At 72.6% G+C, this 18,010-nt stretch carries 18 protein-coding genes and 1 pseudogene; 10 read left to right on the top strand and 9 right to left on the bottom strand.

From position 1 onward, the window contains the following. Positions 1–14: 14 nt before the first annotated feature. The 3 genes from ACE4Q9_RS12875 to ACE4Q9_RS12865 form a co-directional block, all read right to left on the bottom strand. Positions 15–497: a succinate dehydrogenase hydrophobic membrane anchor subunit gene (locus ACE4Q9_RS12875; protein ID WP_180329749.1), complete on the bottom strand. Its 483-nt coding sequence runs from the start codon at positions 495–497 to the stop codon at positions 15–17. Positions 498–502: 5 nt separating this feature from the next. Next, on the bottom strand, positions 503–883 hold the full coding sequence (gene sdhC, locus ACE4Q9_RS12870; protein ID WP_145483083.1) for a succinate dehydrogenase, cytochrome b556 subunit: 381 nt from the start codon (positions 881–883) through the stop codon (positions 503–505). 191 nt (positions 884–1,074) lie between these two features. Beyond that, positions 1,075–1,623: a 2-oxo-4-hydroxy-4-carboxy-5-ureidoimidazoline decarboxylase gene (locus ACE4Q9_RS12865; RefSeq protein WP_397984385.1), complete on the bottom strand. Its 549-nt coding sequence runs from the start codon at positions 1,621–1,623 to the stop codon at positions 1,075–1,077. A gap of 157 nt (positions 1,624–1,780) precedes the next feature. Between ACE4Q9_RS12865 and ACE4Q9_RS12860 the strand changes: the two genes are divergently transcribed. The 5 genes from ACE4Q9_RS12860 (at position 1,781) to ACE4Q9_RS12840 (ending at position 6,281) form a co-directional block, all read left to right on the top strand. After that, entirely contained in the window at positions 1,781–3,406 is a 1,626-nt protein-coding gene (locus ACE4Q9_RS12860) for a glycoside hydrolase family 20 protein (RefSeq protein ID WP_397984384.1), read from the top strand. Between the two features lie 144 nt (positions 3,407–3,550). Continuing rightward, positions 3,551–4,264: a DUF4328 domain-containing protein gene (locus ACE4Q9_RS12855; RefSeq protein ID WP_397984383.1), complete on the top strand. Its 714-nt coding sequence runs from the start codon at positions 3,551–3,553 to the stop codon at positions 4,262–4,264. 92 nt (positions 4,265–4,356) lie between these two features. Next, on the top strand, positions 4,357–4,932 hold the full coding sequence (locus ACE4Q9_RS12850; RefSeq protein WP_397984382.1) for a hypothetical protein: 576 nt from the start codon (positions 4,357–4,359) through the stop codon (positions 4,930–4,932). A 231-nt stretch (positions 4,933–5,163) separates the two neighbouring features. After that, on the top strand, positions 5,164–5,553 hold the full coding sequence (locus ACE4Q9_RS12845; RefSeq protein WP_397987198.1) for a hypothetical protein: 390 nt from the start codon (positions 5,164–5,166) through the stop codon (positions 5,551–5,553). 152 nt (positions 5,554–5,705) lie between these two features. After that, entirely contained in the window at positions 5,706–6,281 is a 576-nt protein-coding gene (locus ACE4Q9_RS12840) for an RNA polymerase sigma factor (protein ID WP_397984381.1), read from the top strand. A 49-nt stretch (positions 6,282–6,330) separates the two neighbouring features. On the opposite strand, the gene ACE4Q9_RS12835 is transcribed toward ACE4Q9_RS12840, so the two are convergent. Next, positions 6,331–6,984, bottom strand: a complete 654-nt coding sequence (locus tag ACE4Q9_RS12835) for a hypothetical protein (protein ID WP_397984380.1) — start codon at positions 6,982–6,984, stop codon at positions 6,331–6,333. Positions 6,985–7,339: 355 nt separating this feature from the next. On the opposite strand from ACE4Q9_RS12835, the gene ACE4Q9_RS12830 reads away from it, so the two are divergent. Then, complete coding sequence (locus ACE4Q9_RS12830) at positions 7,340–8,062, top strand: RNA polymerase sigma factor (protein ID WP_397984379.1); 723 nt, start codon at positions 7,340–7,342, stop codon at positions 8,060–8,062. Further along, entirely contained in the window at positions 8,062–9,354 is a 1,293-nt protein-coding gene (locus ACE4Q9_RS12825; protein ID WP_397984378.1) for a hypothetical protein, read from the top strand. The genes ACE4Q9_RS12830 and ACE4Q9_RS12825 overlap by 1 nt, the downstream gene beginning before the upstream one ends. Before the next feature lie 260 nt (positions 9,355–9,614). Here the strand turns inward: ACE4Q9_RS12825 and ACE4Q9_RS12820 are convergent, their stop codons facing one another. Beyond that, positions 9,615–10,391, bottom strand: coding sequence for a L,D-transpeptidase family protein (locus ACE4Q9_RS12820; RefSeq protein WP_397984377.1), 777 nt, complete (start codon positions 10,389–10,391; stop codon positions 9,615–9,617). A gap of 82 nt (positions 10,392–10,473) precedes the next feature. Between ACE4Q9_RS12820 and ACE4Q9_RS12815 the strand changes: the two genes are divergently transcribed. Together ACE4Q9_RS12815 and ACE4Q9_RS12810 are read left to right on the top strand one after the other, a co-directional pair. Further along, positions 10,474–12,054, top strand: coding sequence for a methylmalonyl-CoA mutase (locus ACE4Q9_RS12815; RefSeq protein ID WP_397984376.1), 1,581 nt, complete (start codon positions 10,474–10,476; stop codon positions 12,052–12,054). 24 nt (positions 12,055–12,078) lie between these two features. Then, positions 12,079–12,350: pseudogene (locus tag ACE4Q9_RS12810) on the top strand (leucine efflux protein LeuE); the annotation flags it as partial. A gap of 39 nt (positions 12,351–12,389) precedes the next feature. Here ACE4Q9_RS12810 and ACE4Q9_RS12805 read toward each other — a convergent pair. After that, on the bottom strand, positions 12,390–13,775 hold the full coding sequence (locus ACE4Q9_RS12805) for an FAD-dependent monooxygenase (RefSeq protein ID WP_397984375.1): 1,386 nt from the start codon (positions 13,773–13,775) through the stop codon (positions 12,390–12,392). 72 nt (positions 13,776–13,847) lie between these two features. Here ACE4Q9_RS12805 and ACE4Q9_RS12800 point away from each other — a divergent pair, with 72 nt between their 5' ends. Beyond that, positions 13,848–14,501, top strand: a complete 654-nt coding sequence (locus ACE4Q9_RS12800; protein ID WP_397984374.1) for a TetR/AcrR family transcriptional regulator C-terminal domain-containing protein — start codon at positions 13,848–13,850, stop codon at positions 14,499–14,501. Positions 14,502–14,516: 15 nt separating this feature from the next. Here the strand turns inward: ACE4Q9_RS12800 and ACE4Q9_RS12795 are convergent, their stop codons facing one another. Genes ACE4Q9_RS12795 through ACE4Q9_RS12785 form a run of 3 tightly spaced genes read right to left on the bottom strand, consistent with a single transcriptional unit; the run spans position 14,517 to position 17,972 of the window. Next, entirely contained in the window at positions 14,517–15,659 is a 1,143-nt protein-coding gene (locus ACE4Q9_RS12795) for an acyltransferase family protein (protein WP_397984373.1), read from the bottom strand. Between the two features lie 4 nt (positions 15,660–15,663). Next, entirely contained in the window at positions 15,664–16,998 is a 1,335-nt protein-coding gene (locus ACE4Q9_RS12790) for a polysialyltransferase family glycosyltransferase (protein WP_397984372.1), read from the bottom strand. Continuing rightward, positions 16,995–17,972 carry a glycosyltransferase family 2 protein gene (locus ACE4Q9_RS12785; protein WP_397987197.1) on the bottom strand — a complete coding sequence of 326 codons (978 nt, stop codon included), beginning with the start codon at positions 17,970–17,972 and terminating at the stop codon, positions 16,995–16,997. Before ACE4Q9_RS12785 ends, ACE4Q9_RS12790 begins: the two co-directional genes overlap by 4 nt. Between the last annotated feature and the right edge of the window lie 38 nt (positions 17,973–18,010).

Genomic DNA, 18,010 nt, shown 5'->3' with positions numbered 1-18,010 from the left:
TCGCAGCCCCGTGCCTAGCGGATGTTCGGGTCGAAGGTGAAGATCACCAGCGTGCCCAGCAGGATGGTCCACACCGTGGCGGTGTACAGCAGGGCCTTCAGCCACATGCGGGACGCAGGCCGCTCGGCGTAGTCGTTGATGACCGTGCGCAGGCCGTTGGCGCCGTGCAGCATCGCGAGCCACAGCATGGCCAGGTCCCAGACCTGCCACCACGGGGAGGCCCAGCGGCCGGCGACGAAGGCGAAGCCGACCTTGGAGACGCCGCCGTCCAGGACCAGCTGGATCACCAGGTGGCCGATGACGAGGACGACCAGCACGATGCCGGACAGGCGCATGAACAGCCACGCCGCCAGCTCGAAGTTGCCGCGGGTGGACTTCGGGGTCTTCTTGGTCCGCTTGCGCGGGGCCTCGATCAGCGGCGCCGGGTTGTCCACGTTGTAGACGGCGGCACCCTCGACGGGGCCGACCCCGGAGGCGGTGGTCTCAGTGGTAGACATCGGCGTCAGCTCCCGAACAGAACACGAGCGGCGTGGCCGAGCACGGGGTAGATCGCGCCGAGCATGAGCACGATCCAGACACCCATCACGGTCCAGAACATCTGCTTCTGGTAGCGCGGGCCCTTCGACCAGAAATCGACGGCGATGACGCGCAGACCGTTGAGCGCGTGGAAGAGGATTGCGGCGACGAGGCCGTACTCCAGCAGCGCGACGATCGGCGTCTTGTACGTGGCCACGACCTTGTCGTAGGCCTCGGGGGAGACACGCACGAGAGCGGTGTCCAGCACGTGAACGAACAGGAAGAAGAAAATGAGGACGCCGGTGACTCGGTGAGCCACCCAGGACCACATTCCTTCCCGGCCGCGGTACAGCGTTCCAGCCGGCACGGAAGAACCCTCCGGGAGCGGGGATTAGGGCCGCGCCGGCTTCACTGTCGGTCGGGCCCGGCCGGGTACGGTCCACCGGCCCCCAGCATGGTATCCGTGCGGCGGGGTGAGACTTACGGGGGGCCTACCGGTGTGATCAAACTGGCACGCGGTTGGGCTAGCCGGGGCGGCTACCGGGGTGGTTATGCCCCTTATCTGCCGGGTGCGGGTGCGTTTGGGCTGGTCACGCAGTTCCGCGCGCCCCTGAGGCAAGTGCCCAACCGGCCCCTTGCGAGGCGGCGGAGTTCGTCCGCGACTATCTCGCGCTCCTTGTCGGGATCGTTGGCCGATCGTGACTGGATGGCTTCCAGGACGTAGTCGGCGCTCTCGGCCGGCGGGACGCCGTCCAGGGAGATGACGAACACGTGTCCGAATTTGGATTCGTAAGCCGCGTGGGCGGCGTCGAGAGCCACGTGTGCCGCCGAGTACGTGTTCTCCGGCAGTCCCGGCAGGGCCTCGTGGGACAGCGCCTCCGCGAGGTCCGCCGGGGACAGGTCGTACGCCGCCTCGTCCGCCGCGGCCAGGAGGGCGTCCAGGTCGGGGTAGGGGCGGTGGGCCGCGACGCGGTGGGACCAGCGCGGGCTGTGCAGGCAGCGCAGCAGAAGGGCCCGCGCCTCGGCGGCGGACGCCGCGTTGAAGGCGTCGAGGGGCCGGGGCAGATGCGGGGTGCGGTGTGCGGGCAGCGTGGGTCCTCGCGTCACAGGCCGTGTGTGGCAGGGGAGTGCTGTGAAAGGTGTGTCGTCAGGTTATCGAGAGTGGTGACGCTGTGTCCGCGTCCTGTCTGAAATTCACTCGGACGGGAGAGTTTGCGAACGCTCGAGTGACCGTTCGAGCGGCGGGTGGCCGTACGTTGGGCGAGTGAGCCAGCACAGGCGCCGGGCGTCGGCGCGAGAGGTCAAACGGAAGCGGACGGCGGTGGCCGCGGCGGTGGCCGGGGCCGTCGCGCTCGGGGCGGGCGTCGGTGTGTGGGCCTCGTCGGGCGGCGGCGACCAGGGCTCGGCCGGCCAGGCGACCGTCGCCGAGAGGAGTCCCTCGCCCGCTCGGTCGTATCCGATGTCCCGGGCGCCGCGGACGATCCCGGCGGTGCGCTCCCACACCCCGGCGCGCGGTCCCGGCTGGCGCCCGCGGCCCGGTGACCGCGTGGTGATCAGCGACGCGGGGCTCGCCGACGAGGGCAGGCTGATAGCCGGCGAGCTGGGGATGAGCTACGCGGGCCGGAAGGACGACACCAGGGCGGGCGACCTGCGGCTGTCCCTGGGCGGCGGGGGCGTCGGGGGCGGCAACCAGGAGTCGTACACCATGACCGTCCGGGGCGGCTGGGTGGACATCAGCGGGCCGGGCCGGGCGGGCGTCTTCTACGGCACCCGGACCCTGAAGCAGGAGGTCCACGGCGGCGGTACGGCACCGGAGGGCGTCGTCCACGACGAACCGGCCAAGCCGGTGCGCGGGTTCATGCTGGACATCGCGCGCAAGCCGTACACCGAGTCCTGGATAGAGGACCGGATACGGGAGCTGGGGGACCTGAAGTACAACGAGCTGGGGCTGCACTTCTCCGACGACCAGGCCTTCCGGATCGAGTCCAGCACCCACCCGGAGATCGTCTCCCCGGACCACCTCACCAAGGCGCAGGTCAAGCGGATCGTGGACCTGGCGGACAGCCGGCACATCACCGTCGTACCGGAACTCGACTCGCCCGGACACCTGGGCGCGGTACTCGCCGCCCACCCCGACCTCAGGCTGCGCAACGGCAACGGCGTGGTGACCAAGGGCGCGATCGACATCTCCAAGCCCGCCTCGGCCAAGCTGATCGACGACCTGCTGAACGAGTACGCGGGGCTGTTCACCGGCAAGCAGTGGAACCTCGGCGGCGACGAGTACCAGGCGCTGATGGCGGGCGACCCGCAGACCGCCTACCCACAGCTGGCCACGGCCGCCCGTCGGAAGTTCGGCGCGAACGGCAACGTCGCCGACCTCACCACCCAGTGGCTGAACGACCGCGCCGCCACCGTCCGCGCCCACGGCAAGACCCTGCGCGCCTGGAACGACGGCTTCTACCGCAGCGCCACCGCCGTACGCCCCGCGGGCGATCTCCAGGTCGGCTACTGGACCGGCAAGGAGATCGGCGCCCGGCTGCCGCAGGACTATCTGAGCGCCGGCCGCGAGCTGATCAACTACAACGACGAGTTCCTCTACTACGTCCTCGGCCAGCCGCAGACCTTCGTCTACCCGACCGGACAGCGGATCTACGAGCAGTGGAACCCGCGGGTGGTGCGCGGCACCACGGCCGTCCCGGCGAAGTACGACGATCAGATCCTCGGCGGCACCTTCGCCGTATGGGGTGACTTCCCGCGCGCGCAGACGCCGGAGCAGGTCGCGGCCGGCATCCGGATGCCGCTGCGGGCCACCGTCCAGAAGCTCTGGGATCCGGGCACACCCGCCTTGTCCTGGACGGACTTCAAGTCCCTGGCGGACCGGCTGGGTTGAGGGGGCGGTGACGCCGGGGGCGGGTGGCGCTGTGTGAACCCTGTGGACGCGCAGTGATCTTCGGTCGTATCTTCCGTTGTTCACATCTCCGGCGGATCGCACGCGGTCCGCCGGTCGTCGTCTCCACCTCGGGGGAACCTGACCATGGCCACACCCACGCCCGTACCGCCCGCACCGCCCTTCGCGCCCGGGCCCGGCTTCGGGCTGCGCTCGCCCGCCGGGCTCGGCCTGGCCGCGGCCGTCCTGCTGGGGCTGGTCGCCGCCGCCGACCTGTTCGCCTGCGTCGCGGACCAGATGGAGGCGAGCGCCGCCCAGGACCTCCTCGGCGGCGGCGTCGGCGAGGACCTGCTCCGCCGGGCCCACCGCGCCGACACGCTCTACAACGCGGCGAGCATCACGCAGGGGGCCACCCTGGTGGCCGCGGCCGTGGTCTACCTGTGCTGGCTGTGGCTGGTGCGGCGGAACGCCGGTGTCTTCGAGCCGTACGGGCACCGCATGAAGCGCGGCTGGGCCATCGGGGGCTGGTTCGTGCCGATCGTGAACCTGTGGTTCCCGCGCCGGGTCGTGCTGGACACCTGGACGGCCAGCGTCCCGCCGGGCACCCGCGTCCGGACCACCCCGGTCAACGCCTGGTGGACGCTGTGGATCCTCAGCCTCCTCGTGAGCCGGGCCGCCGGCCGGCAGTACGCCGACGCCCATGACCCCGGTGAACTCGTCAGTGCCGCACGGCTGATGCTGTTCTCCGACGCGCTGGACGCCGCGGCCGCGATCCTCGCCGTGCTGGTCGTCGTCCACCTGACCCGGATGCAGCAGCGCCGGATCCTCGCGGGCCCCGGCGCCCTGCCCGCCTTTGGCTGAAACTCGACCGCTGTGACACTTCCGTCCGGTGGCACGCAGTAAGGGGAAGTGCGGGCTCCGTACCGGTCGGCGCCCAGATCAGGGAGGCTTCCATGAGCCTTGGGGAACGGATCGCGCGGGCCGACGAACGGGGGCTGGCCGCCAGCGGGTTGGCCTGTTTGGATCGGTGCCTGCCGTTGCTCGACGGCGACGGGGAACTGCTGCGCCCGCTGTGGGGGAGCCTCGCCGACGGGTCGGACTGGGGCGGCCCGCTGGCGAAGGCGCGGGACGCGCTCCTCGGTCTCGGAGAGGAAGAGGAGGCGGGGGACGGCGGGGGCGCGCACGCGGAGGCGGTGCGGCTCGTCACCCACATGCTGGACACGGCCCCGGCGGAGCGCACCGCCGAGGCCGTACGACCCTGGGCCGAGTCCTGCTCTGCCGTCTCCCTGCGCGTCCACCGGCTGCTCGACCCGGCGGCCGAGGGCGCCCCGGACACCGCCGGGACCGAGGAGCTGCCGCCGCTCGTCGCCGCCGAGCTGCGCCGCCAGATCACCGTCCTCGAACTCCTCGAAGGCCACGGCAGACAGGGCCTGCGCCGCGCCCTGGACGTGTCGGGCGAGGGGCGCCGGGTGCTGCGCGCGGTGGTGTCGCGGCGGGCGCGGGGGAGCGCGGAGAGAAGCGAGGCGTGAGGGCCGGGGCGGGGGCGAACCCGCCGGGTGGGCGAGTCCTGTGCCGGTCGTGCGGGGGCGGTGGGGTGGTCCTGCGACGGTTGGTGAAACGCTTCCTCAGAGGGTGACGAAAGCTCGGCCCCGCTCGCTTTCCCTTATGTGAACGCCCATCTGAACGCTCATGCGTACACCCATCTGAACGCCGGTACGACGACCTGTGCGCCGACCTCCGCGACCGCCGCCGCGGCCGCCGTGGCGAGTGCCCCGCGGGACACCAGGCCCCACGCCGCCGCGAAGCCCGTGCGCTGGGCGGCGGACGCGGTGGCCACGATGCGCGAGGGCGCGCGGGTCCGGCTCGACTACTCGGCGCAGAGCCTGTGGCGCGTGGACCGGGTGATCGAGGAGATACGGCGCGAGGGGGCGCCCATCGAGGCGGTCGCGAGCGTGCTGCGCGGCTTCGGCGCCTACGCCGGTGAGGTGGTCGTCCGCCGCACCGGCGCCGAGTGGTGGGCGACCGGCGGCGAGCACTGGGTGCGCACGCCCGACGGCCGGCTCTGGGACCCCGTCGAGGAGGCCCGGCGCTGCTTCCTGGGCCATGGCTCGCTGCGCCTGTTGTGCCGGGACGCGACGGCGGGTGCCTGAACGGGCCGGGGGCCTCTGACGGGCCGTCCGCTGTGACACTTCCGTCGGCGCGGACGCTGATGACCGTGGAGGCGACCGACACGGCCGGAGCGTGTCGCACCGTGCGGGACGCGCCACGCGGTGGCCATGAACGCGGCACGACGAGGACGGTCTTGGGCCAGGGAGGGCAGCCCCGCAGCCGGCGGCCGCGGGACGCGGAGCTGGGCGCCGCCGTCGCGCGCGCCCAAGACGGCGACGAGGGCGCCTTCGCGCTGGCCTACCGGATCGTGCAGCCCGGTCTCCTCGGCTATCTGCGCGGTCTGGTCGGCGAGGACGCGGAGGACGTGGCCGCCGACGCCTGGCTGGAGATAGCGCGGGACCTCGGCCGGTTCACCGGCGACGGCGCGGGCTTTCGCGGCTGGACGGCGGCCATCGCCCGCCATCGCGCCCTGGACCAGCTGCGCCGCCGCCGCGCCCGGCCCCGTACCACCGCGCTCGACCAGGACGCGCTGGACCGTGCGGCTCCGCACAGCACCCACGAGCAGGCCCTGGAGTCGCTGTCCACGGCGCGCGCCCTCGAACTGGTGCGTTCCCTGCCGCGGGACCAGGCGGAGGCCGTGCTGCTGCGCGTGATCGTCGGCCTCGACGCCCCGGCCGCCGCCCGCGTCCTCGGCAAACGCCCCGGCGCCGTCCGCACCGCCACCCACCGCGGCCTGCGACGCCTGGCCCGCACTCTGACAGGGGACTGAGACGCCGGACGTGACGGACGCCGCGAGCCGCACGGCCGAGGGCGAGCCGTCAGAGGAAGTAGGACAGGTTCACGAAGAAGGCGATGTAGGCGATGGCGAGGATCACCACGAGGATGGTGAACCACCAGAAGTGCACCTGGCGCCACGGCACCCTGGCGCCGGGGAAGCGGGCGCGGAACTGGGGCCAGGTCAGCGTTCCCTGTTGCCTGACGGGTGCCTGCGCCGGTGAGGCGGTCAGCCGGCCCAACAGGCGCTGCAAAGGCTCCTCTTCCCACAAGCGGGTGTCGAGCACCAAGGGTGTGTCCTCCAGCGAGGTGATCACCAGGCGGTGCTTGTGGCCGTCCACGGGTATCCGCACGTAGTGGAGGCCGGTGACGTCGGACTCCAGGGTGAGCAGTACGACCCGTCCCCACAGGTTGCGGACGCTCAGCACACCGTCTTCCAGGGTGATGGCGGCTTTCACCCGACGCAGCGCCAGCCCTCCGGCGAACCACACCAGGGGGACGACCACCGCGAGTATGGCGACGATCAGACCCGGCCAGCCCGCCCCCGGCGAGTTGCCGCGGCCATTGGCCAGCCGGAGCGCGATGCGTACCGTCCCCAGGCCGATGGGCAAGGCTCCGCCGAGCAGCGGAGCCTTGTAAACCTTGTTGTCGGCTCTGACCCTGATCGGCACATCCGAAGAATCCGTCTTCTCTGACATCGGCCGATCGTGGCACCGCGGACAGCCGCTCCCCGCGGATTTGACCCGAGCTATAGCAACCGTCGCCGAACTGCCGGAGTGTCCGGCCGGCCTCTGTGACCGAACGACGGCCGGGGCCGCCACCCCCCACAGGAGAGGCCCCGGCCGTCGCTCTGAGGGCCGTTGGGCGACCCGTACTCTCTACAGCGTCGTAAGTGCGTTTTCTGTCACACCTCGGGCGTGTTCCGTCCTCACCCTGCGCATACCCGCATCCGGTCACGAGTTAGTTGCATCTTCTACAGACGTGGACGGAGCGAGGTTTCAGGCCGTAACGTGCCATTCGCGCCGACCAGAAGACAGGCGTAAAGGGAGTGCGGTGCTGGGGGACGACGCGGAGCTGACCGCCGCGGTGCGTGCGGCACAGGACGGAGACGAGAGCGCGTTCCGTGCGGTGTACCGTGCCGTGCATCCACGGCTGCTCGGATACGTGCGCACGCTCGTCGGCGACCCCGACGCCGAGGACGTGGCCTCCGAGGCCTGGCTGCAGATCGCCCGCGACCTCGACCGGTTCAGCGGCGACGCCGACCGGTTCCGCGGCTGGGCCGCCCGGATCGCCCGCAACCGTGCCCTGGACCACATCCGGATGCGCGGCCGCCGCCCCGCGATAGGCGGCGACGAGACCGAGCTGACCGGCCGCGCCGCCGAGTCCGACACCGCCGGCGAGGCCATCGAGGCGCTCACCACCGGCAGCACCCTCTCCCTGATCGCCCGGCTCCCGCAGGACCAGGCCGAGGCGGTCGTCCTGCGCGTGGTCGTCGGCCTCGACGCCAAGACCGCCGCCGAGACCCTCGGCAAACGCGCCGGCGCCGTCCGCACCGCCGCGCACCGCGGCTTGAAACGGCTCGCCGAACTGCTCGGCGACGACCCGGAGACGGCCGGCGTCCTGGACGCGCTGCCACCCCAGCGGGACCCCGAGCAGACACCCCGGCCAGCATCGAAGCGAGCGACCCGGCAGGACCCCGAGCGAGAACCGCGTGCACGCGCGGTGACGTCCGCAACTGTGACGCATACGCGCGCGCGGACGCAGAAGGACATGTGATGGCCGACGAGCAGGACAAGTGGCTCAACCCGAGGACGGCGGAACGCCTGTTGCACGGGGAGCCCCTGGAATCCGTCGACCCCTCCGCCCGTGACCAGGCAGAACGCCTGGGCCGGGTGCTCGGCGCGCTGGCCGCGGAAGCGGCCCCGGCCACCGGTGAACTCCCCGGCGAACAGGCCGCCCTGGCCGCGTTCCGAAAGGCCCGCGAGGCCGCGGCGGACGAGCGCACCGCCGCGCTCGCCGCGAGCGGCCCCGGTCGCCGTACCCGTACGGACACGCGCGCGGGCGCCGCGGGCACCCGCGGCCATGACGGGGGTCTCGTCCGCATCGGCGCCCCGACCCGGACCGGAGCTGCTGCCCGCCGCCCCCGCTGGGGCCGTCCGGTGCGGCTCGCGCTGGCCGCCGTGGTGGCCGCCGGGACGCTCGGCGGGGTCGCCGTGGCCGCAGGCAGCGGGGTGCTGCCCACGCCGTTCGACGTGGAGAAGCCCGGCCCCGCGGTCACCGCCACCGCGGACGCCTCCAGCCGGCCGTCCGCCCCGGCCACCCCGCGGGCGTCCGGCGGCATCGGCGTCACCGGCGGCGGCGCGGACTCCGGCCCGTCCGCCGGCTCCGGCGCTTCCGGCGGCTCCGGAGGTCCGGACCGCGCCGGTACGACGGACGGCCGTACGGGTACGGATTCCGGCTCCGGCCCCTCTTCCCCGCCGGGCGGCGGCCTCCCGGACGGTGGCGTCGGCGCCTGCCGTGATCTGCGTTCCGGCACCGGGCTGAACGCCGACCGCAGACGCGCCCTGGAGAACCTCGCGGGCGGCTCCGCCCGGCTCGCCCAGTACTGCAAGCTCATCCTGGCCGCCGGCGACCAGATCGCCGGCAACCCCGCCCAGGGCAAGGGCCGCGAGCACGGCGGCCGGGGCTCGGAACAGGGCCAGGGGCAGGGCCGCGGCCGTGGCTCGGGCCAGGGCGGCAAGGGGCAGGGCGGCGGCCAGGGCGGTGACGACGAAAGCCACCCCGGCAGGGGCCACGGCACGGGCCCGCGGCACGGCCGAGGCGGCGGGGACGGAAAGGGCGGCGGGAAGGCGGGCGGCGGCCGTGGGCACGGCGGCGACCCCGTCGGCAAGGTGCGCATCCGCCACCGCGGTCCCACCGCGCCCGCGCCGGAGCACAACCCCGCGCACAACCCGAAACACCACTCGGCGCCCAACCCGGCACCCGCCCCGCGCGGTCACGGCGGCTCCGCGACCTCCGGCAACCCGCGGCCGGGTCGCACCGGGCCCGTCCCCGCTCCCGCCCGTTGACCGATTTTGATCGCCCACACGCCTCTGACCTGCCACTTTCAGAGCGCGCGAAAGTTTTTCCGCGCAGGGTGTGACACTTTTGGCTCCCCCGACGCAGTACTGAGTGAGCCGACTGGTCATCGGCCGTAGCACTGAGCCGGGGTTCCCCCCGTACCCGCGGCTCGTGCACATGGCGCGGGCGGGACATGTTCCCCCGGTCCCGCCCGCGCCCCAAAAGCCCGGCCGCTCGGCCACCCGCCGGAAGCGCCGGACTCACCGCGTCACCGGTACACGACGACCTTGTCGCCCACCCGCACCTCGGCGAACACCCGCGCGATCGCCGCCTCGTCCCGTACGTTCACGCACCCGTGCGAGCCCCCGGCATAACCGCGGGCGGCGAAGTCGTACGAGTAGTGCACCGCTTGGCCGCCGCTGAAGAACATCGCGTACGGCATCGGCGAGTCGTACAGGGTCGACACATGGTGCCGGGACTTCCAGTAGACGCGGAAGACGCCCTCGCGGGTCGGGCTGCGGCGGGTGCCGAAGCGCACGGCCATCTCGGACACGGTCCGCCCGTCGACGATCCAGCGCAGCGTCCGGCCCGGCTTGCTGATACACAGCACCCGCCCGGTCAGACAGCGCGGATCGGGCGCGGCGGCGGGCTGGCCGCCCATCAGATACAGCTCCCACCTGCCCGGCGCACGGGTCATCGCCACCAGCCGCCGCCAGGTCACGCCGTCCGTGACGCCGGTGACCGGCAGCCCGCGCTTGCCCTGGAAGCCCCGTACGGCCCGTTCGGTGAGATCGTCGTACGACCCCGTGGGCCCGTCGAACAGCCAGTCCAGTTGCCGCAGCCGCGCCTGGAGTTCCCGTACACCCGGTCCGCTGTCACCCGGCCGCCACAGCACCCCCGGCATCGTCCCCGGCGCCCCGGCGGACAGCGGGTCCCCGCCCCATGGCCGGCCGTCGGCGCCCAGCGGCCGGACGGTGCACCCGCAGAGCGCGGCGAGGGCGGCGAGCACGGTGAGCGCGGCGAGGGTCCTGCCCCTGGTCCTCATCCCCGGATGCTTCCCCACGTGACCGCCGCCGAACGACGAGGCATGGTGAGGAGGTACCAGAGGTGCGTACCGCGGAGGCGTCATGGCGCGTGAGTCGGAGTCGGGCCTGCCGATCGAGCCGGTCTACGGGCCGGACGCGCTGACCGGCTGGGACCCGGCCGGGCGACTCGGGGAACCGGGGTCGTACCCCTTCACCCGCGGGGTCTACCCGAGCATGTACACCGGCCGCCCCTGGACGATGCGCCAGTACGCCGGATTCGGCACGGCGGCGGAGTCCAACGCCCGCTACCGGGAGCTGATCGCCCACGGCACCACCGGTCTGTCCGTCGCCTTCGACCTGCCCACCCAGATGGGCCACGACTCCGACGCGCCCCTCGCGCACGGCGAGGTCGGCAAGGTCGGTGTGGCGGTCGACTCGGTCGAGGACATGCGGGTGCTGTTCGACGGCATCCCGCTGGACCAGGTCTCCACGTCCATGACGATCAACGCCCCGGCCGCCCTGCTGCTGCTCCTGTACCAGCTCGTGGCGGAGGAACAGGGCGTCCCGGCCGACCGGCTGACCGGCACGATCCAGAACGACGTGCTCAAGGAGTACATCGCCCGCGGCACCTACATCTTCCCGCCGAAGCCCTCGCTGCGGCTGACGGCGGACATCTTCCGGTACTGCACCGCGGAGATCCCCAGGTGGAACACGATCTCGATCTCCGGCTACCACATGGCCGAGGCGGGCGCGTCTCCCGTGCAGGAGATCGCCTTCACGCTCGCCGACGGCATCGAGTACGTGCGCACGGCGGTGGCGGCCGGGATGGACGTGGACGACTTCGCGCCGCGCCTGTCCTTCTTCTTCGTGGCCCGTACGACGCTCCTGGAGGAGGTCGCCAAGTTCCGTGCCGCGCGCCGGATCTGGGCGCGGGTGATGCGGGAGGGGTTCGGCGCGAAGAACCCCAAGTCGCTGATGCTGCGCTTCCACACACAGACCGCCGGGGTCCAGCTCACCGCGCAGCAGCCGCAGGTGAACCTGGTCCGGGTCGCCGTCCAGGCCCTCGGCGCGGTCCTCGGCGGCACCCAGTCCCTGCACACCAACTCCTTCGACGAGGCGATCGCGCTGCCCACCGCCACCTCCGCGCGGCTCGCCCTGCGCACCCAGCAGGTGCTGGCCTACGAGACGGACGTGACCGCGACCGTGGACCCCTTCGCCGGGTCGTACGCGGTGGAGCGGATGACCGACGACGTGGAGGCGGCGGCCGTCGCGCTGATGGACCGGGTCGAGGAGCTGGGCGGCGCGGAGGCGGCGATCGAACAGGGCTTCCAGAAGGCCGAGATCGAGCGCAACGCCTACCGCATCGCCCAGGAGACCGACTCCGGGGAGCGGGTGGTCGTCGGCGTCAACCGCTTCCGGCTGGACGAGGAGGAGCCGTACGAGCCGCTGCGGGTGGACCCCGCCATCGAGGCCCGCCAGTGCGAGCGGCTCGCCGCGCTGCGCGCCGGGCGCGACCGGCGCGCCGTCGACACCGCCCTGACCGCCCTGAAGAAGGCCGCGGAGGGCGACGACAACGTCCTCTACCCCATGAAGGAGGCGCTGCGGGCGCGGGCCACGGTGGGCGAGGTGTGCGGAGCGCTGCGGGAGGTGTGGGGGACGTACGTCCCGGCGGACGCCTTCTGAGCAACCGTCCGCGGGCCTCGGCCAAGCGTCCTGTCCGGGATCGTGAAGTACGCCGGTGCCGGCTATCTGACCTGGCTGGCGCTCGGCATGCTGCGCTCCGCCCTGCGGTTGTGGCGGACCCGGCGGGAGCAGGCGCCCGCTCACACGGCGGCGGAGCGGGCGGGCGCCGCCGGGGAACGCCCGTACCGGCGCGCCTTCGCCCTCGTATTCGGCGGTACCCGTCTCGCCGCCGCGAGCGCCTGTCGGCGACGGCCACGACGGCGGCCGGTGCGCTGTTCCTCGGGTTCGCGGTGAAGTGTCGCTGGCCTCGTGAACCGGCCGCCGCGAGCCGGGGCTCAGCGGATGCCGACGCCGTCGAGGTAGGCCGCCAGCTCCTCCGTCGCCGTCTCGCCGGCCCAGCCGACGTAGCCGTCCGGGCGGATCAGGAAGACGCCGGGGCCGTAGGACGCGGGGGCCGACGGCAGGGTCCGGATGCCCGCGCGCGGGGCGGTGGTGGCGCCCAGCAGGGTCCAGTGCGGGCCCCGCAGGAGGTCGAACAGGCGTCCGCCGGGCAGCTCGGCGTCCGGTGCGCGGTCACCCGCGCGGACCGGCCCCGGCCCGGTCCGCGTCTCGGCGCTGAGCGACGACTCCCGGTAGCCGACGCCGAGTTGGACGGTGGCCCGGCCCCGCCGGACCTCGCCGCGGTGCACGCCGGTGGACAGCTCCAGCATGGCCGCGGCGTTCGCCCGCCGCTCCTCCTCGTACGTCTCCAGCAGCGACTCGGGGGCGCCCCGCAGCACCGCGTCCAGCTTCCAGCCGAGGTTGTAGGCGTCCTGCACGCTGGTGTTCAGGCCCTGTCCGCCGGCCGGCGAGTGCACATGCGCGGCGTCGCCCGCGAGGAACACCCGGCCCACCCGGAAGCGGTCCGCGAGCGCCGCCCGCGGCCGGAACTCCGAGGCCCAGCGCACCTCGGTCACGTCCTCGGCGGCCAGGTGGGTGTGCCGGGCGACCAGTTCGCGCACGCCGTCCGCGCTCACGTCCGGCTCCGAGCCCTCCGGCAGCCGCGCGGCCAGCTGGAACTCCTCGGTGCCGGCCAGCGGGCAGAGCCCGAGGACGCTGCCGTCGGCCGCCGGGAAGGCGTGCCAGTACTCCCGGTCCAGGCCCCGCACCCGCAGGTCCGCCACCACGAACGGCGCCGGGTCGACGCTCTGTCCGGTCATGCCGACGCCGAGCGCCCGCCGGATCCCCGAGCGTCCGCCGTCGGCCGCCACCACATAGCGCGCGCGGACCGCCGTACCGTCGGCGAACACCACGTCCACGCCCTCCGCGTCCTGCGTCAGACCCGTGACCTCGCGCCCGAAGGCGACCTTGCCGCCCAGTTCCGCGAGCCGCGCGTACAGGATCTCCTGGGTGCGCCACTGCGGGATCATCCGGGGCGCCGGGTACGGCGTGCCCGCGTCCGGCTCGAACCGCTCGAACATCGACTCCTCGCCGACCCGCTCGCCGTCCCGCCACACCATCCGGTCCGGGTAGGGCCCGCTCGCCGCGAGGACCGCGTCGATGACGCCCAGGTCGTCGAAGACCTCCTGGGTGCGGGGCTGGATCCCCTTGCCGCGCGAGCCCGGAAACAGGGCGTCGGCGCGCTCCACGAGCTGGGCCGCGACCCCGCGCCGGGCGAGGTCGATGCCGAGGGCGAGTCCGGTGGGGCCCGCGCCCACGATCAGGACATCCGTCGTATCCATGGCCACATCTCCTTAACGCCGTTAAGTACCGTTGGGTACGAGCGTGCCCTTAACGCTGTTAAGCTGTCAAGCGTGAGTGCGGAACGACGATCGCCCCTGGACCGTGTGCGGGTCGCCGACACGGCGCTGCGGCTGCTGAACGAGGTCGGCCTCGACGGGCTGACCCTGCGCGCCATCGCGAAGGAACTGGACGTCAAGGCGCCCGCCCTGTACTGGCACTTCAAGGACAAGCAGGCGCTGCTGGACGAGATGGCGACGCAGATGTACCGGCGGATGGTCGCCGGCACCGCGCTCGACCCCGCCGACACCTGGCGGGAACGCCTGCTGAAGGTCAACCGCGGCCTGCGCACCGCGCTGCTCGGCTACCGCGACGGCGCCAAGGTCTTCAGTGGCTCGCGCTTCACCGGCACCGACCATGCCCCCGCCCTGGAGGCGAACCTCCGTTTGCTGACCGGCGCCGGGCTGACCCTGGCCCAGGCCGTCGACGCGGGCCGCACGGCCACCGCCTACACCATCGGCTTCGTCACCGAGGAACAGGGCATGCGCCCCGGACCGGGCGACGGGCAGGCCCGCACCGACATCGCCGACCGCGCCCGTCGTCTGTCCGAGTACCCCCTCGCCGCGGCGGCCGGCGAACTCCTCTTCGACGACTACGACCGCCAGTTCGAGGAAGGGCTGGCGGTCGTGATCGCGGGAATCGGGGCGCGGTACGGGCTGGCCCGCTGAGCGCGGGGCGGCGCCCTAAGCCCCGGCGGGGTTCCGTGTCTTCAGCGCCCGTCTCAGCCGCGGGCCGAACGGTTTCTCCACGAAGCGGTGCATGAGCCAGGCCAGGGCCAGCATGATCAGGACGGTCGCCCCCAGGGTCACCGCCGAGGGCAGCCCGAGCAGCCGGTGCAGGACCCGGATGACGAACCAGCCCAGGTGCTCGTGGACCAGGTAGAAGGGGTACGTCAGCGCGCCGGCCGTGGTCAGCCAGCGCCAGGAGGCCCAGCGGGTCCAGCCCAGCGCCACCGCCGCGACGACGGCGAAGGAGAGGGTGACGTCCAGGACCACCACGTAGGGGTCGCGGTGCAGGCCGGAGTGGCCGGTGGAGTGCCACAGGCCGCGGGTCGCCTCGCTCTGGCCGAGCAGCCAGGACACCGCGACGATGCCCCACAGCAGCAGGTCGCTGCCGAAGCGGTGGATCAGGTAGAGGGCGAGACCGCCGATGAAGTAGGGCGCGTACTCGGGCATGAGGACCTGATCGGTCAGCGCGTTGCCGGTGGTGCGGCAGAGCACCAGGGCCAGGGTCCACACGGAGCAGAAGAGGACCACGCGCCGGTAGGTGACCCCGCGCACCACGACGAACAGCGCGAACAGCGCGTAGAAGCGGACCTCGGCCCACAGCGTCCAGCACACCCCGAGCACCCGTGTCGCGCCCATCGGCTGCTGGAGCATCGTCAGGTTGACCAGGAACTCGTCCAGCCGGACCGGCTTGACGACGGCGGGCAGGACCAGGGACGCCGCGGTGACCAGGACCAGCGCGACCCAGTAGGCGGGGTAGAGGCGGGAGACGCGGGAGCGGAAGAAGTCGCCCAGGGTGCGGCCCCAGCTGCTCATGCAGATCACGAAGCCGCTGATCACGAAGAACAGCTGCACGCCCAGACAGCCGTAGACGGCCACCCGGCTCAGGGTCGGGAAGACCACGGACGGGCTCTGGTGCCAGGACGCGGAGATCGTGCCGCCGCGCCCGGTGTAGTGGTACAGGCAGACCATCAGCGCGGCGACCAGCCGCAGCCCGTCGAGGGCGAGGAGACGGCCGCGGCGCCCGGTGGGCGCGGGCGCCGAGGTCCCCTGCGGGGCGGGTATCGGGACGTCGTCGAGGGCGGGGGAGGGCGAGGTCATCGGCTCAGCTCCGTACGGTCCTGCGCAGGCTGCGCGCCTTCTTCGCCACCCTGCGCACGGTCGCGTTGCGCGGGATGAACGCCAGCTGTGCGGGGATCCCGCCGGGCAGGGCCAGCGAGGTGAGCCGGCGGCGCTTGAAGTAGCGGGACGTCCGCGGGCCGAAGTTGGCCACGAGCCATGCCTCCGCCTCCGCGCGCAGCCCCGGCAGGATCTTCGGCTGCATCGCGAAGCCCACCGCCCGCACCAGCGCGCCCAGCCGCTCCACGTCCATGCCCGGGCGCCGCCCGGTGACCGCGTCCGCGTCCGCCAGGTCGGGCAGCAGGGCGTCCACCACGGTGACCGGGATCCGGTTGCTGTTCTCGTACGGCGTCAGCCGCTCCAGCAGCAGTTCGGTGCCCACGCGGGCGACCGGCAGGCCGTAGAGCGCGGAAGCCGTCAGCAGGGCCGTGGAGAAGCAGCCCACGACCAGCGCGGGACGCATCCGCTGGTACAGCACCTCGGCGAGCACGGGCGTGTCCACGACGGTCAGCGCCACGCCGAGCCGCTCCGCCGTCTGCTCCAGCGAGCGGGTGTAGCGGGCCGGGGCGGTGGGGTGCGGCTTGAACACGACCGTGGTGTGGCCCAGTCCGGCCACGCCCTTCAGCATCCGCACATGCAGGTCCTCCTCCTGCTCGGCGGTGAGGATGTCCAGCGCCGACAGGTACTGCCCGAGCAGCAGCGCGGGCTCCTCCACCTCGGGCAACTCCTCGGCGAGCGGCGCGAGTTCCGCGAGCACCTTGGTGAAGGCGGAGGTCGGCACCAGCTCGCCGGGCACCCCGAACTCGGTCAGCAGCAGCGGGGTGAGGCCCGGCACCAGGTCCAGGTGGAGCAGCCGGTCGACGCGGGTGCCGACCAGCGGGTCGATCTTGTTGCGCGTGGGGCCGTACGACATCAGGCCGTCGGCGTAGACCGTGACCGGCGCGCCGTTGAAGATCTGCCCGAGCGCCAGCGCCGGGTTGACCTGGATCGACTCGACAACCAACTCCACGTCGTCGGAGCCGAGTTCCCACTCGTGGCGCAGGAAGCGTTCCCACAGCGGCATGTCGTCCACGCGGGGGGCCCAGCCGCCCGGATGGAAGGGGAAGATCGTCTCGTTGTACGAGATCACCTCGTCGAACCGGTCGCGCAGCCGCTCGAAACCGGGCATTTCGTCCGGCCCCGGCGTGGTCTCGGGCGTCATCGCGTTGTTGCAGACCAGCAGGATCCGCCGGTCGGCGGGGTCGAAGCAGCCGGAGTCCAGGGCGGCGGCGAGCGTGGCGATGCCGTACAGGGTCGACGCCTGGAAGATCTGGGTGGTCACGCGGCGGCTCCCGCGGTGACGGGGCGGCGGCGCAGCCGGCGCAGCTTGGTGGCGCGCAGGAGGTCCATGGAGTCCAGCGCGTCGTCCAGCACGTCCTGCGGCATGCGGCGCAGCGCGGCGGCACTCAGGGATTTCAGCTTTTTCGCCACCGCGGGCTCGAACCTTTCGATGGATCCCAGATGATGGGAAATGATGGCGCAATAGGTGCGCACCGCCTTCGGCAGCAGCGCGTCCGCGTCCCGGTCCTTCGCGGTTTCCGCGATCACCTGGTCGAATGCGCGGATGAAATCGAGCTGACGCACATCACCGATCTGGGTGAGCGAGGAGGCGACCCCGCGCCGGTAGAACACGCCGAGCAGGCTCACCGCGGCGAAGGATTCCGCCTCCCGGTGCAGTTTCCAGATCCACGGCCGGTCCTCGGCCGTGCGCAGCCCGTCGGTGAAGTGCAGCAGGCCCTTGTCGACCAGCCTGCGGTGATAGGCGCCGGCCCAGGCGAACGCGTAGTCCACCGAGGTGGAGCGGTCCGCGGGCAGGATCGCCTCCCGCGGGCTGAGCACCTGACCGCGCCTGCCGACCGGCACGCGCTGCACCTGACGGGCCCGCGCGGTGCACTGCACATGGTCGGTGCGGATGAAGTCGACGCCCAACTCCTCGATAGCACTGACCAGTTGCGAGTAGTAGCCGGGGGCGAGCCAGTCGTCGCCGTCCAGGAACGTCAGATATTCGCCGCGCGCCCGGTCGATGCCGGTGTTGCGCGCGGTCGCCAGACCTCCGTTCTGCTCGTGCCGGACCAGGACCGCTCCGGGCAGCTCGCGCTCCGCGCGCGCGAGAATTTCGGGCGTCCCGTCGCGGGAACAATCGTCGACGAGAATGAATTCGAAGTCCTCACGCGTGTTCGCCTTCAGGCTCCTGAGCGTGTCGGGCGCGTATGACTGCACGTTGTAGAACGGCACGATGACGGAGAGCTTGACCACGTCAGGGACGTTAGGGGGGATGCCCGTCATTCGTCTTG

Source organism: Streptomyces sp. AM6-12 (assembly GCF_044327085.1).
GTDB lineage: Bacteria > Actinomycetota > Actinomycetes > Streptomycetales > Streptomycetaceae > Streptomyces.
The sequence above is the reverse complement of the archived record's forward strand: the minus strand, read 5'-3'. Positions and strand labels throughout refer to the sequence as shown.

Bases quoted from the DNA above. Each gene is read 5' to 3' on its own strand.
- ACE4Q9_RS12875 (WP_180329749.1), bottom strand. From the start codon at position 497: ATGTCTACCACTGAGACCACCGCCTCCGGGGTCGGCCCCGTCGAGGGT.
- ACE4Q9_RS12855 (WP_397984383.1), top strand. From the start codon at position 3,551: ATGGCCACACCCACGCCCGTACCGCCCGCACCGCCCTTCGCGCCCGGG.
- ACE4Q9_RS12850 (WP_397984382.1), top strand. From the start codon at position 4,357: ATGAGCCTTGGGGAACGGATCGCGCGGGCCGACGAACGGGGGCTGGCC.
- ACE4Q9_RS12835 (WP_397984380.1), bottom strand. From the start codon at position 6,984: ATGTCAGAGAAGACGGATTCTTCGGATGTGCCGATCAGGGTCAGAGCC.
- ACE4Q9_RS12825 (WP_397984378.1), top strand. From the start codon at position 8,062: ATGGCCGACGAGCAGGACAAGTGGCTCAACCCGAGGACGGCGGAACGC.
- ACE4Q9_RS12820 (WP_397984377.1), bottom strand. From the start codon at position 10,391: ATGAGGACCAGGGGCAGGACCCTCGCCGCGCTCACCGTGCTCGCCGCC.
- ACE4Q9_RS12815 (WP_397984376.1), top strand. From the start codon at position 10,474: ATGGCGCGTGAGTCGGAGTCGGGCCTGCCGATCGAGCCGGTCTACGGG.
- ACE4Q9_RS12805 (WP_397984375.1), bottom strand. From the start codon at position 13,775: ATGGATACGACGGATGTCCTGATCGTGGGCGCGGGCCCCACCGGACTC.
- ACE4Q9_RS12795 (WP_397984373.1), bottom strand. From the start codon at position 15,659: ATGACCTCGCCCTCCCCCGCCCTCGACGACGTCCCGATACCCGCCCCG.